Source organism: Sorangium sp. So ce1036 (genome assembly GCF_051369805.1).
GTDB classification, from domain to species: domain Bacteria; phylum Myxococcota_A; class Polyangia; order Polyangiales; family Polyangiaceae; genus Sorangium; species Sorangium cellulosum_F.
On record NZ_JBBMOX010000001.1, the window covers coordinates 1,684,473 to 1,700,762 of the forward strand.

Below are 16,290 nucleotides of genomic sequence, written 5' to 3' on the forward strand. Positions count from 1 at the left end.
AACCCGGGCGTTGCCCCCCGGTGCGTCCGGCGCACCTCCCCCGCGGCGCCCTCTCTCCCCGGGCCGAGCCGTCCCTCTCCCTGCGCCGGGCCATCCGGCAAGACCTCCCGCCCAGCCAGGGACGAGCGTCGACAGGCGCGGGGCCAGCCCCGCTTCGGCGCCCTCCAGACGCGGCGCTAGCCCCGCTTCGGCGCCCGCATGCGCGCCGGATCCACGGCCACGTCCCGCGCCACCTTGCCGAACGCGATGACGCTCCGGTCGCCGTTCTTCTCCTCGATCACCACGCGCCGCACCGACCACAGCTCCGGCCCCGACGTCATCTCCAGGCTGCGCACGTGCTTCGCCACCTCCTCGGCCCGCGGCCGCGCCGCGAGCGTGATCCCGCCCGCGCGGCTCGGGATCGACAGCTCGTAGCGCGCCCTGAGCTTCTCCAGATCGCCGCCGAGCAGCACCAGCAGATCCGACAGCACCGCGCCGAAGCGCCCCGCCGCGCCCCGCCCCGCGCCCGCCGCGCCCTTCGGCGTCGCGAAGCCGAACCCCTCCGGCGTGATCCAGTAGGTGATCGCGTCCGGCGGCCTGAGCTCCCAGCGGAGGCGATCGGGCAGCACCAGCGTCATCTCCCCGTCGCTCTTCACCGCCGTCGCCAAAAGGCCGATGGTCCGCTCCTGCGTGAACGGCGCGACGAGCGTCTTCACCGACGCGCGCGCCCGCGTGATCTCGGCGAGCGCGTCGCCCACCTCGTCCGCGCCGGCGCGGCCCGAGAGCGACAGCGCCCCGCCGCACGCCGCGACACCCATCAGGAACGATCGCCGCTGCATCCTCGCCCTCTCAACCCCGGCCGGCCCGGCCGCGCTCACTCCGCCATGGGGGGCGGCGTGTTGGACCCGCTCTCCGGGAGGTCCGGCTTCGCGATGTACTCGCTCGGGATCTCCCCCGTCAGGGTCTTCAGCCAGACCACGATCTGGTCCACCGTGGCCGGGGACAGGTCCTTGCCGAGCTGGTGCTTCGACATGAGCCGGACCGCCTCCTGCAGCGACGAGATCGACCCGTCGTGGAAGTACGGCGCCGTGCTCGCCACGTTGCGCAGGCTCGGCACCCGGAACACCATGAAATCCGCCGGCTTCTTCGTGATCTCGAAGCGGCCGCGGTCCATCGTGTCCGGCCACGACCGCACCAGGCCGAGCTTCTGGAACATCGTCGCGCCGACGTGCGGGCCGAAGTGGCACGTCACGCACCCGACCTCCACGAACGCGTTGAACCCCTCCTTCTCCTCGTTCGTCAGCGCGTCGGGGTTGCCCTCCAGGAACTGGTCCCACCGCCCGCGCGTGAACAGCTTGCGCTCGAACGCGCCGATCGCCTTCGTCGCGTTGGCGACCGTCACGGGCCACGGATCGTTCGGGAACGCCCGGTTGAACGCCTTCACGTACTCGGGGATCGAGCGCAGCGTCGCCTCGATCCGCACCGGCGTCATCGCCATCTCGACCGGGTTCATCAGCGGCCCGCTGGCCTGCTCCTCCAGGGTGTCGAAGCGCCCGTCCCACATGAGCGCGAACGACCCCGCCGCGTTGTAGACGCTCGGCGTGTTGCGGCGGCCGCTCTGGTGGGCGTGCCCGGTGGACACCTTCATCCCGTCGGCGCCGTAGCGGTCGAGCGGGTGGCAGCTGTTGCACGAGATGTCGTGGTTCCGCGAGAGCCGCGGCTCGTAGTAGAGCATCCGGCCGAGCTGGATCTTCTCCTCCGTGAGCGGGTTGCCCGAGGTGGTGATGACCGACGGCAGCGGGTTGAAGCTCGCGAGCCGCTCCGGATCGATCTCCACGGGCGGGGCCGCCGACGCGCCCGGGGCCGCCTCCTGCGGCGCCGCCGCGGCGGCCGGCGCCGCGGCGGCGGCCGGCGCCGCGGGGGGCGCGGCCGCGGTCGTCTTCTGCACCAGCCAGGCGCCCACGCCGGCGCCCGTGGCGGCCACCAGCGCCGCCGCCGCCAGGATCGGCGCGGCCCGACCGCGGCCGCGCGTGGCCACGGGCGCCACCTGCCCCCCCGCGATGACCGTCCTCTGGAACGGCACCGAGGTGCCCGCGACCGTCCTCGACGAGGGCGGCATGTCGGGCCGGTGCTCCAGGCCGCTCTGCCGGTGCTCCAGGCCGCTCATCGCGAGGCCGCTCTGCTGGGAGAACGGCGTGACGCGCTCGGGCCAGCTCCGCGGCGTGTGGGCCGGCGTCGGCGGGCGCCGCGACGCGAGCTCGCCCTGATCGGACCAGCTCCGCGGCGTGTGGGCCGGCGTCGGCGGGCGCCGCGGCGAGGGCTCGCCCTGATCGGACCAGCTCCGCGACGTGTGGGCCGGCGTCGGCGGGCGCCGCGTCGGCATCTCGGTGTTCGGGCGCTGGACCGACGACGGCGGCACGTCCGCCTGGATCGCGTCGGGCAGGGGCCGCAGCATCTCCTCGCGGATCGAGAAGCCGTGCGGCAAGAGCGCCCGCACCGCGTCCATCATCTCCAGCGCGCTCTGGTAGCGCGCGTTGCGATCGATCTGGAGCGCGCGGTGCGCGATCTCGGCGACCTCGGGCGGCACCCACGGCGCCTGGTGCAGGAGGGGCGGCGCCGGTGTCGAGCAGATGGCGACGATGAGCTCCCCGAGCCCGCGGGAGTTCCTGTACGGGGTGCGCCCCGTCAGCATCTTGTAGAGGACGATGCCGAGCGACCAGAGGTCGGTCCGGTAGTCGACGTCCTTCATGTTGCGCGCCTGCTCCGGCGACATGTAGATCGGCGACCCGATCAGGTTGGTCGTGGCCGTGAGCTCCGGCTGGATCTCGGACGCCTCGTCGGCCTGGATCTTGGCGACCCCGAAGTCGAGGAGCTTGACCGTGATCTCGCCGCCGTCGCGCCGGGCGAGGAACAGGTTGGCGGGCTTGATGTCGCGGTGCATGACGCGCGCGTCGTGCGCCTTCGCCAGGCCCATGCACGCCTGGCCCACGATGCAGAGCGCGAGCTCGGGCGGCAGCGGGCCGAGCCGCCGGAGCATCTGATCGACGTCCTCGCCCGAGAGCAGCTCCATCACGAGGAAGGGGAGGCCGGTCGCGCGGTCCCTCCCGCTATCGAGCACGCTCGCGATGTGCTCGCTGTCGATGGCGCCGGCCGCCCTGGCCTCGCGCTCGAACCGCGCCATGACGGCCTCGTCCTGCGCGAGCTTGCTCGTGATCACCTTGACCGCGACGCGGCGACCGGTGCCCAGATGCCGCGCCTCGTAGACCGCCCCCATGCCGCCCTCGCCGAGCAGCCCGAGGATGAGGTACCTGCAATCCAGGGTGGTGTTGATCAGGTTGATATCTGTCATGGTCCGGTCGACCGTGCGCCGCTCCTTGGCCGCGTCCTTGCGCGCCGGATCGCATTGTCAGTCGGAAGCTCGCGCTAGGCAATCTCGCGGTAGGACAGGACCGGACGAGAAGTGTCCTGCCGCCGGTGTGCGACGGTGGGGTACGTCACGGCCTCGCAAACTTATTGAAACCTGCGCGCGCGGCGGAGGCCGCGCCGCTTCACTGAACGTCCGGCGATGGCCAGCGTCGCCTCGGCGCGCCGTCGACCCGCCCGCGCCGCCGCCCCGGCGACGACCTGCGTCGCCTCAGGGCGTCGTCGACCCGCCCGCGTCGCCGCCGCGCTCGCCGCCGGGGTGGGGAGCGCCGGCGCGCTCCCAGGCGGCGTAGTCGCCGCTCGTGAGCAGCGGATCCTCGGGCAGCGCCGCGGGCTCGGCCGCGTCGGACGCGGGGTCGAAGGCCGGGTCGAGCAGCCGCGCCAGATCGAACCGCAGGAAGCGGCCGACCAGGTGCGGACCCTCACTCACCCACAGCACGCGCGCCGTCGCATCCATGACGACGGCGTGCGTCGCGATGAGCGCGTCGATGGCGCGCCGGTCGCCGAGCGGCAGCGGCGCGCCGCCGGGCCCGCGCCGGTCGCGCAGGATGTCGACGGCCGCCTCGATCGTGGCGCCCTCGGGCAGCGCGGCGAGCCGCTCGTCGAGGCGGGCGCGCCGCGCGCGGGTCGAGGTCTCGGCCTCGACGCGCAGGTTGCGCGGGTCGCTGGCGAGCGGCCCCTCGAAGTGGTTGGTGAGCGGAACCTTGCTCCCCGCTTGCGCGGCGCCGTCGGGGACGCGCGCGTGGAGCGGCGCGTGGGGCGCGCGCTCGGCGATCGCGACGCGGCCGCCCGCGTCGACCAGCATCACGAGGTGGGACACCATGGGCGCGTGCGCGGGGTCGCGGAGCAGCGCGAGCGCCTCGTCCACGCCGCGCGCGCGGCCGAGCACCGCGCGCATCGTGTGCACGACCGGCTCGCCCGCGGCGCGCGGCTCGCCGGCCCTGCCGCCGTGGACGACGAGCGCGAGGCCCGCGGCGTTCATGCCCGTGACCGCGCCGACCAGGCCGGGCCAGGACACCGAGGCGTACGGGATCTTGCCCTCCTCGTGGACGAGGAACACCGCCTTGCCCTCGTCGAAGATGGGCCCGGCCTCGAAGTCGAAGTTGCGGGCGAGCACGGCGTGGCCCCCCGCGGACGCGCCGCCGGTGAGCGCGAAGCTGGTGCAGCCGAGGAGCGGGGAGTGCTCGAACGACAGCGCGATGTCGTAGAGCGACTGGAGGAAGACGAAGCGGTGGTACGTGGGCAGGGAGCCCTCGAACGGGTCGGGCGAGAAGGCGCGGGCCTGCGCGGCGATCTCGCGCCGCGCGCCGTCGGTCATGCCCTGGTCCACGCCGCGGAACTGGAGGCGCGCGAGGTCCATGAGGAGCCACCGGAGCGGCGCGACGGGCACGTGGAGGCGGAGCTGCTCGTGGAGGGTGCCCTCGTTCCGGACCATCTCCGGGTAGAAGAGCCGGCCGTGCTGGTGGCCGATCTCCTCGGGCGAGCCGGAGAGGCGCGCCTCGAGGATGCGGCCGCGGCGGCGCACGTACGCGGGGCCGAGGACGCGCAGGCCGTCCGGCCCGACGGCGGGCTCGCCGGCGGCGGCGCGGATCGGGGGCGGCTCGATCCGGGTCGCCGCGCCGACGGCGAGGTGCGCGAGGAACGGCGCGGCGAGGAGCGCCGCGGCCGCGATGAGCTTGCGGCGGTGGCGGGCGAGGCGCGACGACGGCGTCCGCGAGGCGAGGCGCGACGACGGCGTCCGCGACGGGCCCGCGCCGGGGGCGGCCCGGTCGGTCACGTCGCCCTCCGGGGAGGAGGTCACGTCGTCCTCCGGGGGGAGATCCTGTCGTCCTCCGGGGAGGAGGTCACGTCGTCCACCGGGATCAGGGCGGCGCCGCGGTCGGCTGCGACGGGCGCGGGTCGAGGTCGGGGACGCGCGGGCTCGCGGCGGGGCGGCGCGCCGGCGGGAACGGCGCCGGCGCGGCGGGCACGTGGCGGAGGCCGCGCGTGAGCGCGAGCGTCGCGACGACGCGGGCCACGATCCGCGCCGGATCGCGCACGCTGTCGAAGTGGGTGAGCCGCTCGTCCTCGGGCGGATAGATGACCCGGGTCGGCGCCTCGACGATGCGGACGCCGGCGGCCACGGCGCGCAGGAGGATCTCGGCCTCGAAGGCGTAGCCGTCGTCGCGCGCGTCGAGCGAGAGCGTGCGCCGGAGCGGGTAGCGGCGCAGGCCGCACTGCGTGTCCGCGAACGGGCGGCCGGCGAAGAGCGAGAGGAAGAAGTTCGAGATGCGGTTCGAGATCTGGTTCGCGCGCGGCGCACCGGCGGCGACGAGGTCCCGGACGCCGAGCACCAGCGCCTCGGGGTCGGCGTCGGCGTCGAGGAGGCGCCGCGCTTCGTCGGGCGGATGCTGACCGTCCGCGTCCAGGGTGATCGCCACGTCGAACCCGGCGGCCAGGGCGAACTCCATGCCCGTGCGCAGGGCGGCGCCCTTGCCGAGGTTGACGGGGTGGAGCAGCACGGACGCCCCGGCCGCGCGCGCGCGCTCGGCCGTCCGATCGCTGGAGCCGTCGTCGACCACGAAGACCGTGCCCCCCAGCGCGTCGACCCGCAGCGCCTCGCGCGTGACGTCCCCCACGTTGCGCTCGGCCTGGTAGGCGGGAATGATGGCGCAGATTCGCATGAACCCCTGCGCGATTATCACGGTGCGCCCTGGATGAACAGCGACGGGCACGATCGAGGGGCCGCGCCGGCTGCCGGAACGAGGTCAGCCGTGCGCGTGCGGTCGAGGCTCGGCCGGGGGCGCTGGTGGTGGCGGGGGAGCGCGGGGTGCTGGTGGTGGAGGGGGAGCGCAGGTAGCCTCGCGCCCCGATGAGCCCGGACATGATCCCGGACGCGTGGGCCTCGCTCCGCGGCCTCGGCCTTCGTCGCTGCGAGGACCAGGGCAACCTGAACGCAACGTGGGTGGCCGGCGAGCCGCCGCGGTTCATCGTCCAGCGGGTGAGCCCGGTCTTCGCGCCGGAGGTGCACGACGACATCGAGGCGGTGACGGCGCACCTGGCCGCCCGCGGCCTGGCCACGCCGCGCCTCGCGCGCACCGACGACGGCGGCCTGTGGGCGCGCGACGCCGGGGGCGCGGTGTGGAGGGCGATGGACTTCATCCCGGGCCGCACGCACCACCGCGTCGGCACCCCCGCGCTCGCCCGCGCCGCGGGCGCGCTGGTGGCGCGCTTCCACCGCGCGGTGGACGATCTCGAGCACCGCTACCGGCACGTGCGGGCCGGCGCGCACGACACGGCGCTGCACATGGAGCGCCTCGACGCCGCGGCCACGGGCGGCGAGGGGAGGAGGCTCGCGGACGCGATCCTCGACGCGTGGCGCACGTGGCAGGGGCGGCTGGATCTTCCGCCCCGGCACTGCCACGGGGATCTGAAGATCTCGAACGTGCGCTTCTCGGAGGGGGGAGAGGGGCTCTGCCTCATCGACCTGGACACGCTCGCGCTCCAGCCGATCGACGTGGAGCTCGGCGACGCGTGGCGATCGTGGTGCAACCCGGCCGGGGAGGACTCGACCGAGGCGCGGTTCGATCTCGAGATCTTCGCGGCCGCGGTGGCGGGCTACCGGGAGGTGAGGCCGTTCGGCGCGGAGGAGAGGGAGGCGCTCGCGGACGCCCCGGAGAGGATCGCGCTGGAGCTCGCGGCGCGGTTTTGCCGGGACGCGTTCGAGGATCGGTACTTCGGCTGGGACGCGGAGCGGTTTCCGACGCGCGTGGCCCACAACCTGCACCGTGCCGCGGGGCAGCTCGCGCTGGCGCGCGCGGCGAGGAGGCAGCGCGAGGAGATCGCGCGGCGGCTCGCGGGGGGGTGAGGGAGAGCGTTTACGTCTCCCGACCACCCCGTCTTCCATGTCCCGTCCATCCCATCTTCCGTCTCCCGTCTCCCGTCTCCCGTCTCCCGTCTCCCGTCTCCCGTCTCCCGTCTCCCGTCTCTCGTCTTCCCTCTTCGTGCGCGTGCGCGTGCGCGCTCATTCCGTCCGCGTCCTCGTGCGCGATCGTGTCGAGCCCTCGCACGATCATGAATTCGCGGACAGAGGCCGAAGCGAATGACGAGAGACGTGCAAGGGATGAGCGCGCACGCGCACGCGCACGCGCACGAAGAGGCCAGACGAGGACGGGAGACAGGAGAGGTAAGACGGAGGAGGGCGCAGGGCATGTCGCGCCATGGTCGCGCTCGCCCTGCCCGGGCGGTGCACGTCGCGCGCACAGGTCCCCGCCCGTCGAGACGGTCTTGACACGATCCTCCCGATGCGTGCTACGGATCCATGGAGCCACCCGACGCTGCGATGGCGGCCCGGCCTTCGCCGGTCCGTAGAGCGTCCCCGGTGGCCTGCGCGGCCCGAGACCACCGGGACGACCTCCGTGGTCGCCGAGGTTCGGTGAAACATGGCTGGGACAGAGAGGGCGTCCACGACGCTGCCCCTGCTCACGTTCGTTCTGCGCAACTACAAGAATTTCAACGCTCGCGCGACGCGCGACGCGCTCCTCGCCTACTGGGAGCACATCGAGCGCGGGGGGAAGATGTTCTGGGCCGTGGCCGGGGCGATGTCTTCGGCCCAGCTCGGCATCACGCTGGCGCCCGCCATCCGCGCCGGCCTCATCCACGGCATGTCGGTGACCGGCGCCAACCTGGAGGAGTCGCTGTTCCGCCTCGTGGCGCATGACGATTACCGCGACTTCCCCGACTACCGTTACTTCACCAAGCAGGACGACACACGGATCCTCGAAAACCGGATGCGGCGCGTGACCGACACCAGCATCCCCGAGGACGAGGCTTTCCGTGCGGTAGAGAAGCACATCGTCCCCATGTGGGAGCGGGCGACGGCGCGCGGCGAGCGCCGCTTCTGGCACGAGTACTTCTACGAGCTGATCCGGGCGGTCGAGCCCGCGCTCCACCGCGGACCGCCCGAGGAGTGCTGGTTGCTCGCCGCCGCGGAGGCCGGGCTGCCGCTGGTCGTCCCGGGCCACGAGGACTCGACCTTCGGCAACATCTTCGCGTCCTATGTGAAGCGGGGCGAGTGCAGCGCGAGCATCGTGAAGTCGGGCATCGAGTACATGGCCGAGCTCTACGATCAGTACCGCGCGCTCAGCGCCGGCGCCGGCGTGGGGTTCTTCCAGATCGGCGGGGGCATCGCGGGGGACTTCCCCATCTGCGTGGTGCCGTCGCTCAAATACGATCTCGGCGAGTCGGCCCGGCCCTGGGCCTACTTCTGCCAGATCTCCGACTCGACGACATCCTACGGCTCGTACTCCGGCGCCACGCCGAACGAGAAGATCACCTGGGACAAGCTGACCGCGGACACGCCCATGTTCGTGATCGAGTCGGACGCGACCATCGTGGCGCCGCTCCTGCTCGGGGCGCTGCTCGAGTGCAAGCGTCAACCGGACGAGGCGCGGGCCATCATCGAGGCGCACGGCGCGTGAGCGCCGGCGGCTCTCTTTGCCCTGAAGCGAGGTTGCAAGACGATGAGCAAGAAGAAGGTCCTGATCTCGGGCGGCGCGGGCTTCCTCGGGATCAATCTGGTGCGGCACCTGCTCGAGCGCGGCTATGAGGTCACGTCGCTCGATCTCCTGGACTTCGATTACCCCGAGCGGTCACGCATCCGCGAGGTGCGCGGGGACATCCGCGACGCAGCGGTCGTCGACGCGGCGGTGAAGGGGCAGGACTTCGTCGTGCACACGGCGGCGGCGCTGCCCCTGTACACGCCGGAGGAGATCTACACGACCGACGTGATCGGCACGCGCGTGGTCATGAGCGCCGCGCGCCGTCACGGCGTCGAGCGCGCCGTACACATCTCCTCCACGGCCGTGTACGGCATCCCCGACCACCACCCGCTCGGTGAGGACGACCGGCTCGACGGCGTAGGCCCCTACGGGCAGGCCAAGATCCAGGCCGAGCTCGTGTGCCTGGAAGAGCGCGGCCGAGGGCTCGTGGTCCCCATCATCCGGCCAAAGTCCTTCATCGGTCCGGAGCGGCTGGGCGTCTTCGCCCTGCTCTACGACTGGGCGCTCGACGGCAAGGGCTTCCCCATGATCGGCAACGGCAAGAACCGCTACCAGCTCCTCGACGTGGCCGATCTCTGCGAGGCCATCACCCTGTGCATGACGAAGGATGCGTCGGTGGCCAACGACACCTTCAACATCGGCGCGAAGGATTTCACCACCATGGGCGAGGACTACCAGGCGGTGCTCGACGCGGCGGGCAAGGGCAAGAAGATCGTGCCCTTCCCCGCGGCGCCGGCGGTGCTCGGTCTGCGCGCGCTCGAGGCGATGGGCCTATCGCCGCTCTACAAGTGGGTCTACGAGACGGCATCGAAGGACTCGTTCGTGTCGATCGAGAAGGCCGAGCGGCTGCTCGGCTTCGCGCCGAAATACTCGAACAAGGACGCGCTGGTGCGCAACCTTGAGTGGTACCGGGCGCACCGGAGCGAGTTCGAGAGCCGTTCGGGCGTGACCCACCGCGTGCCCTGGAAGCAGGGCGCGATCGGCCTGTTGAAGGCGTTCTTCTGACGGGCGCGGCGGCCCCGGGAGGGCTCGCGCCGGCCGCGGGACGAGCAGGCCCTCGCTCGTGAGCGCGACGGAGCGAACGGAAGCAGCGCGAGGCGCTGCTCCCGACCTTCGGGATCTGGGCGGGGGTGTGGCCGGGCAGGCGGTGGGGAGGTCGAGACCTGCCCCGGACCCGCCGACGTTCTCTTCGATCTTCACCGCAGCGCCGCCAACCCCTGTACGGGCACGAGCAGCCCAGCCGTCACGAGATCATCGAACTGCTTGCCGAGCGCGAGCGCGAAGAGCCGGTCCTCGATGAGCACCCCCGCCTCGATGTTCTCCTGCTGTGCGACCACCGAGGTGTTGGCCGACGTGACGAAGGCGATCTCCTCGTCGATGACAATGCACTTGGCGTGGAAGCTGATCCTGTCGTCATCGATGGTGCGCGGGTCATGGAAGACCTCGGGGACGCGCGCGCCGCGCCAGTGCCACTTGCGGAAGCGCTGGACGAAGCGCGCTTCGTGCGCCTCGCGCGTGCGCGGTCCCGACATGCCGTCGTCGCCGACCGTGAGGTCGAAGAACATCCGGACCCGCAGCGCCGGGATCTCCGCCATCCTCGCGGCGAGCGGCGCAAACAGCGTCGCTCCGCCGCTGAGGCTGTAGCTCGACACGAGCACCGACCTCCGCGCCCGGGCGAAGAGCTCGGCGACGACCACCTTGGTGTCCCGCGACGACGCGCCGGCGCGCTCCGGCCCGGTCCACACCAGCTCCACCCTGGGCGCGCGCGCCATCGTGGCGGCCCGCTCCGCGACCACGAGGCGGCACATGGCGGCGAGCGCGGCCTCGCTCCCCGCCGTCTGCCGCAGCGCCTCCAGCGACCGGACCGCGCTCGCCGACGTCGTGAAGGCGCGCAGCCCGAATTTCGTGAGCGGACCGCGCACATGGCCCGCCTCGAGCGCGTCGGCGAGCTGGAGCAGCGTCTCGCTGGGGACCTCGAGCGGCTCCATCACGCCTCCGAGAAGAAGGCAGTGCCGGAGTCCTCCACCGTGTCCACGACCAGCGAGCGATCGAGCAGCTCGTTCGACCACTCGCACGATGGCTCCGAGATGAGCAGGCAACCGTGGCACGCGGCGCCGTGGAGGAACCGCTCCTCGTGCGCGTCGTCCGGGTGATGCTGCGCGCACACGGGGTCGTTCGAGCAGAGCTTGCCGAGGTCGAGCGCCGCGTCGAGGTGGTGAGCGAGCTTCTTGCCCACCTGCACGAGGCCACCCAGGGTCCCCTCGGCGTCGGGCGTGCCGGTGAACAGCAGGATGCCGCAGCGGTCCCCGTCGAGATAGATGCGCTCGCGGATCGAGCTGGCCGCGTAACCGCACTCGAGCGAGACGGCCGTGAGCAAGAGGTGTGACAGCGAGTGCAGCATCACGTAGGTCACGCCCGGGAACCGCGCGTTCTTGACCTGGCGGCGCTTCTTCCAGGCCTCGAACCCCGCGATGAGCTGCCGCTCCCGGGCCTCGACCTGAGGGCGCCTGTCGCGCCACCTGGCGACCGCGCCGGGGTCGAGCGCCAGGAAGATGCCCTCTCCTCGGTTCTCCACGGCGGGCAGCCAGGTCACCTCGCGCGCCAGCGGCGCCGTGCGCACGCCGAGCGACAGCTCGTAGTCGACGTCGCGCGCCGGCGCCTCGAAGCGCGTGAACCCGAGCTGCACGATCACCTCGCGCATCCGGTGCACGAGGACCACCCGCGAGACGAGCCCCATGGCGCCGCGCCGCGCGGGATCGAGCGACAGCGCATGGGCGAAGAAATCCTGTTTATCAGGCGTGTCCTCGCCGGCCGACTCCGGAATCGCAAGGAACGTGTCCAGCTCGGCCGCCTTGATCCCGCGCCCCTCCTCGCTCTGCCCCGACCTCTTGCGCTGCACCTCGGCCCACAGCTCCCGCGCGCTGAAGCGATCGCGCAGGTGCTTGTATCTGGCCTTCTTCAGCTCGTGCGCGACGTCCTCCTCGCCCTCGGCCGACTCGAGATCGCCCCACGCCGCCTCGATCGCCTCGCGGAGCGCCTGCTTGCTCGCATCGGTGGGGATGGAGATCGCGCTCACGTTCTGCGGGAAATATGCGTTGGTCGCCGAGCGGACGAGGAGCTTGTTCCGCACCGGCTTCCCCTGTTCATCGACGCAAGCGGGCTTTTCCCCGTCCCCCGGCGCCGCATCGGCGAGCCACGGCGTCTCTCCCCAGCAAGGCCCGAGGGGCGATTGATCGCCCTTCAGCGTCGCGTCGACGAGCGAGCGGCTCGCCTTGCAGGCGCAGCGCACCATGATGTCGGCGAGATCGCCGCTCGTCCCGCGCTCGTCCAGGAAGAGCTCGCGCGTGCAGTCGGTGCGGCCTCCGTGGGCAAAGCCACGCCAGTCGATGTCGCCGATGTGACCATTCGGACAGGCCCGGACGAACCGGATCGGGACGACCTTGCCGTAGCTGCCACGCTCGATCGCCCTCCGGTGGAGCAGGCGGCGCGACCGGAACCCGCCCTCGCCGACCCGGCCCTCCGGCGGCTGCTCGATGAACCACTCCGGGAACTCGAAGGCCGTGATGCCGCGCGCCGGCGCGTCGAGCGAATCCGGGCTCGACGGCGGTGCGAAGAGCCGCAAGCGGGGGTTCTGCTCACGGGCCCGGAGGGCGGCCTCGAGCCGCTCCTCGAAGACCTGCTGGAAACCCTCCTTGTCCGGATCTCCCCACGACTCGAGCCCACCCATGATGGCGGCGTGCTTCGGGAAGTCGACGAGCGCGCCGGGCCCGAAGGTCGTCAGCACCTGGCTCCTGCGGACCTGCCCCTCGGGGCGGATCCTCCCCCTGGGAGAGCCGCTCGAACGCGGCCTGCGCGCTGCCATCAGCCGTCCTCCTGCCGGCGTCCGCCGGGCTTTCTCAGGTACACATCCACGCTGGGCTCGACGTCACGCAGCGAGCGCTGCGCCTTGAACTTCCGCAGATCGCGATCGTCCGGCTCGGGCTCGAGCGGATCGCGCAGCAGGTTCGGGTGAGCGGGCTCCTCGCGCTGGTACTGGAGACCGGCGCTGACAGCGTGGTTCTTCTCGACGGTGCGCTGCCAGGAGTCGAGCAGATCGCTCGTCCGCTTTTCCACCCTGCGCCCGATCTCGGGCGCCTCGTCCTTGTCGACGTGCGCCTGTGCCGCCCGCGCGCCGAGGCGCCGCGGGATGCGGCTCACGGCCTCGCGCAGCGCGCCCTTGCCGATCTCCTCGGCCCCGCGCGGCGGCGTCAGCTCGGGGACGCTCAGGCGCGCGAGCGCCACGGTGACGGCCGCGATCCCGCGGTCGATCGCGCGCGGCGAGAACGGCGTGACGCTCGTCGCCTCGACCGCACGGTAGAACGACGCGTGGTACGCGTTGAATCGCTCGAAGTGTGAGCGGTCCCGCGGCTTGTGGCAGTTGAGCAGCGTGACGACGAGCCCAGGCCTCCTGTCGTCGCGGCCGACGCGGCTCGTCGCCTGGATGTACTCGGCGGTCGTCTTGGGCTGCCCGAACACGACCATCAGGCCCAGGCGCTGGATGTCGAGGCCGACCGAGATCATGTTCGTCGCGAGCGCGACATCGACGTGCTCGGGCCTGTCCATCGCGCACGCGAGGCGGTCCTTCGCGTTCGCGACGCGGTGCGTCGGCTCGCGGCTGGTGAGCTCGACCGGCTCGCCGAGCGAGCGCGCCGCGAAATCGCCGGCCTCCTCTCCGACGCGCCGGCGCGTGTCGTAGCCGCGGACGCGGGAGGTGACCTCGTCCTCCACGATCCGGCGGCTCCCGCCGAGCTCGCGCAGGCTGTTGAAGTAGCCGACGAGCGTCGTGTACGGGTCGGCGGCGAGCCCGGACTCGTCGTACGCCCTCTTTCCGGCCGCGAGGAGCGCGAGGTAGACGCGCAGCAGGGCCACCTTCACGCTCCGGCCGGGGGCGGCGACACCCACGTACTTCCGCGCGTGCCGCTCGGTCGCGGGCACCGTGCGCGCGAAGAACGAGTCGCGGCGGTCCGGGCCTGGCGGCGGGAAGATCGTGACCGCCGAGCGGCCGAAGAGCGCCTTGATCTGCGCCTCCGCGCGCCGCACGGTCGCGGTCGAGGCGACGATCTTCGGGCCGAACGCCTTGCCCGCCGCGGGGCGCTCGCAGAGCACGTCGATCGCCGTCTCGTAGAGCCCGACCATGGTGCCGAGCGGGCCCGAGATGAGGTGGAGCTCGTCCTGGATCACGAGGTCGGGCGGCGCGAGCTGACCCCCCTCGATCGGGCGCCCGATCCCGGGATCGCAGGGGCCGTAGAACCCGGCCTTGTCGTGCCGGTCGACCCTGCCGAAGAGCGCGCCCGTCCGGCCGACCCACGGCAACTGCGCGAACTTGTCGACGGTCGCGATGAGGAAGCACGGCAGCCGACGGTAGATCGGCTCGTCGACGGTCAGGATCGGGAGCGCGCGCTCGCCGGAGAACGCGCAATCGCGGTTTGCGCAGTAGACCTCGAGGTTCTGCGGGCGGGCAGGGGTCGGCGTCAGCCGGAACGAGCTCGGGACGAACTTCCTGTCGCACCAGGGGCACTTCTCGATCGGGATCGGCGAAGGATGCCTGTCCGAGGCCTGCTGGTACGCATTGACCTTCATCCGCGCCGTCGTCGGGTCGTAATCCTTCTCGGAGCCCATCCGGTTCGGGGTCGCGCCCTTGCCGACCCAGAGGCCGATCTCGAACGGCCACGCGCCGAGCCTCGTGTCCCCCTTCCTGGCGCGCTCCTGCCGCTCGAGCTCGAGGGCGCACACGAGCGCGGCGGCGCGGCCGAGCTGGTCGAGCGTCAGGAGCCGCAGCGTGTAGCGCATGACCACGCTGACGCCCGCCCCCGCGACCCCGCCGCTCCGCAGCCGGCGCAGGACCAGGGTGAACGCCGCGAGCCCGAGGTAGGCCTCGGTCTTGCCGCCGCCCGTCGGGAAGAAGAGCAGGTCGATGACGGCGCGGTCGTGGTGCGCCGGCTCGTGCATCGCGCGGAGGTTGATCAGCAGGAACGCGAGCTGGAACGGCCGCCACGTGGGGGGACCGTTCTTCTTCTCGGTGTCCCGCGCCCGCGCGGCGCGCGCCATCGCCCGGTTCGCGAGGCGGAAGGCCAGGAGCACGTCGGGGTCGTCGAGCGCGGCCAGGCCGTCGATCATCCGGCGCCGCACCGTGTCGGCCGCGTCGAGCAGCCCGGCCAGCACCTCGCGCTGGTGCTCGTCGACCGGCGTCCTCGCCTGGTCCTCGATCCACTGCGCGTACCTGGCCGGGAGCTCCGCGAGCATCGCCCGCACCTCGGCCGCCGACCCGGCGTCGGCGAGCGCCTCCATCCCGAGCTCCACCCCCATGACGTCGCCGGGCACCACCTTCTCGACCTCCGCGGTCGGCAGCCAGGTGGTCCACACGCGCCTGCACGCCTGCCCCTCGACGACGGCGGCCTCGGCCGCGACGCCGTGCCCGACCGCGTGCTCGTAGACATTGCGGTACTGGAGCTCTGCGATCTGCTCGTCGGGGTCGTTCCCGTTCTGCCCTCGGACGTTCGGGCGCGGGAGGAACCGCTCCTCCGTGTGGAGCTCGAGCCTCGCCTGGAAGAGGAACGCCTGGTCCTTGGGCGCGCGCTCGGACAGCTCCTTGTCGTTCACGAGGAACGCCGAGACGGCGCGCGCCCCCTCGTCGACGCCGGCGCCCGCCGGCACGCGCCGCACCGAGACGACCAGGTTCACGCCGTCGGCGAGCGGATACGCCACCTTTCCGGTCGGCGGGAGCGCGAACGCCTGCGCGACCTCCCGGGGCGATCGCCGCCAGCGCTCCTGCGGGCGAGCCGGCGCCTGCGACTCGGCCCCTTCGCCCTGCGGCGCGGGGCGGACCGACCCGTCCTCGCGCGCGTACTCGCCCCACGTGGCCCGCACCGACAGCGCGCGGGTCGCCGCCGGGACGAGCACGCTCAGCCCGATCGACGACGGGAAGAACGCCTTGCGCGCCGAGGCGACCTCCGGGGGCGCCGCGTCGTCCCCGTCTTCGCCTTCCACGCTCGCGAGCTCCTCGTCCGGCTCCGGATCCTCGCGCACCTCGATGGGCGCCTCCCGCGGCACCAGGAACCCCGTCAGGTACCAGCGGGACGGCGCCACGGAGAGCACCTCGTCCGGCTCGGCCCCCACGAGATCGCGCCCGAGGACCTCCACGAGGTGATCGCGGACCTGCACCGGCTCGGTGCGCTTCGTCCCTTCCGTCGTCGGCATCGGCGTCCTCCTCGTCGTCCCCCGGCGCGATCGCGCGGCGCGCCCCCGCCGGCCTGCGGTCCCGCTCGTTCCCCGGCGCGCACGCGGTCGATCGCGATCCGCCGCGCGAACC

Annotated in this window: 10 protein-coding genes; 3 read left to right on the plus strand and 7 right to left on the minus strand. The window is 72.7% G+C overall.

Going from position 1 to position 16,290, the window contains the following annotated elements; all coding sequences use genetic code 11:
- Positions 1-176: 176 nt before the first annotated feature.
- From WMF31_RS06265 to WMF31_RS06280, 4 genes are all read right to left on the minus strand, one after another.
- On the minus strand, positions 177-818 hold the full coding sequence (locus WMF31_RS06265) for a LolA family protein (protein ID WP_129352751.1): 642 nt from the start codon (positions 816-818) through the stop codon (positions 177-179).
- Between the two features lie 35 nt (positions 819-853).
- Positions 854-3,328 carry a cytochrome c peroxidase gene (locus tag WMF31_RS06270; RefSeq protein WP_436601052.1) on the minus strand — a complete coding sequence of 825 codons (2,475 nt, stop codon included), beginning with the start codon at positions 3,326-3,328 and terminating at the stop codon, positions 854-856.
- A 285-nt stretch (positions 3,329-3,613) separates the two neighbouring features.
- Positions 3,614-5,203 (minus strand): C45 family autoproteolytic acyltransferase/hydolase, encoded by a 1,590-nt coding sequence (locus tag WMF31_RS06275; RefSeq protein ID WP_436601053.1) that lies wholly within the window; start codon positions 5,201-5,203, stop codon positions 3,614-3,616.
- A 61-nt stretch (positions 5,204-5,264) separates the two neighbouring features.
- Positions 5,265-6,065, minus strand: coding sequence for a glycosyltransferase family 2 protein (locus WMF31_RS06280; protein ID WP_436601054.1), 801 nt, complete (start codon positions 6,063-6,065; stop codon positions 5,265-5,267).
- A gap of 188 nt (positions 6,066-6,253) precedes the next feature.
- Between WMF31_RS06280 and WMF31_RS06285 the strand changes: the two genes are divergently transcribed.
- The 3 genes from WMF31_RS06285 (at position 6,254) to WMF31_RS06295 (ending at position 9,947) form a co-directional block, all read left to right on the plus strand.
- A complete protein-coding gene (locus WMF31_RS06285; protein WP_436601055.1) occupies positions 6,254-7,249 on the plus strand; it encodes a phosphotransferase enzyme family protein in 996 nt (331 codons plus the stop codon).
- Positions 7,250-7,823: 574 nt separating this feature from the next.
- Complete coding sequence (locus WMF31_RS06290) at positions 7,824-8,861, plus strand: deoxyhypusine synthase family protein (protein ID WP_436601056.1); 1,038 nt, start codon at positions 7,824-7,826, stop codon at positions 8,859-8,861.
- 42 nt (positions 8,862-8,903) lie between these two features.
- On the plus strand, positions 8,904-9,947 hold the full coding sequence (locus WMF31_RS06295) for an NAD-dependent epimerase/dehydratase family protein (protein WP_436601057.1): 1,044 nt from the start codon (positions 8,904-8,906) through the stop codon (positions 9,945-9,947).
- 191 nt (positions 9,948-10,138) lie between these two features.
- Here the strand turns inward: WMF31_RS06295 and drmC are convergent, their stop codons facing one another.
- From drmC to drmA, 3 genes are read right to left on the minus strand one after another with little or no spacing between them, the layout of a single operon-like run.
- Positions 10,139-10,930, minus strand: coding sequence for a DISARM system phospholipase D-like protein DrmC (gene drmC / locus WMF31_RS06300; RefSeq protein WP_436601058.1), 792 nt, complete (start codon positions 10,928-10,930; stop codon positions 10,139-10,141).
- Positions 10,930-12,804 (minus strand): DrmB family protein, encoded by a 1,875-nt coding sequence (gene drmB / locus WMF31_RS06305; protein WP_436601059.1) that lies wholly within the window; start codon positions 12,802-12,804, stop codon positions 10,930-10,932. The genes drmC and drmB overlap by 1 nt, the downstream gene beginning before the upstream one ends.
- On the minus strand, positions 12,804-16,178 hold the full coding sequence (drmA, locus tag WMF31_RS06310; RefSeq protein ID WP_436601060.1) for a DISARM system helicase DrmA: 3,375 nt from the start codon (positions 16,176-16,178) through the stop codon (positions 12,804-12,806). The genes drmB and drmA overlap by 1 nt, the downstream gene beginning before the upstream one ends.
- Positions 16,179-16,290: the final 112 nt, after the last annotated feature.

Excerpts from the sequence above, each read along its gene's own strand:
- drmA (WP_436601060.1), bottom strand. The coding sequence starts at position 16,178 with ATGCCGACGACGGAAGGGACGAAGCGCACCGAGCCGGTGCAGGTCCGC.
- drmB (WP_436601059.1), bottom strand. The coding sequence starts at position 12,804 with ATGGCAGCGCGCAGGCCGCGTTCGAGCGGCTCTCCCAGGGGGAGGATC.
- WMF31_RS06265 (WP_129352751.1), bottom strand. The coding sequence starts at position 818 with ATGCAGCGGCGATCGTTCCTGATGGGTGTCGCGGCGTGCGGCGGGGCG.
- WMF31_RS06295 (WP_436601057.1), top strand. The coding sequence starts at position 8,904 with ATGAGCAAGAAGAAGGTCCTGATCTCGGGCGGCGCGGGCTTCCTCGGG.
- WMF31_RS06270 (WP_436601052.1), bottom strand. The coding sequence starts at position 3,328 with ATGACAGATATCAACCTGATCAACACCACCCTGGATTGCAGGTACCTC.
- WMF31_RS06280 (WP_436601054.1), bottom strand. The coding sequence starts at position 6,065 with ATGCGAATCTGCGCCATCATTCCCGCCTACCAGGCCGAGCGCAACGTG.
- WMF31_RS06290 (WP_436601056.1), top strand. The coding sequence starts at position 7,824 with ATGGCTGGGACAGAGAGGGCGTCCACGACGCTGCCCCTGCTCACGTTC.
- drmC (WP_436601058.1), bottom strand. The coding sequence starts at position 10,930 with ATGGAGCCGCTCGAGGTCCCCAGCGAGACGCTGCTCCAGCTCGCCGAC.
- WMF31_RS06285 (WP_436601055.1), top strand. The coding sequence starts at position 6,254 with ATGAGCCCGGACATGATCCCGGACGCGTGGGCCTCGCTCCGCGGCCTC.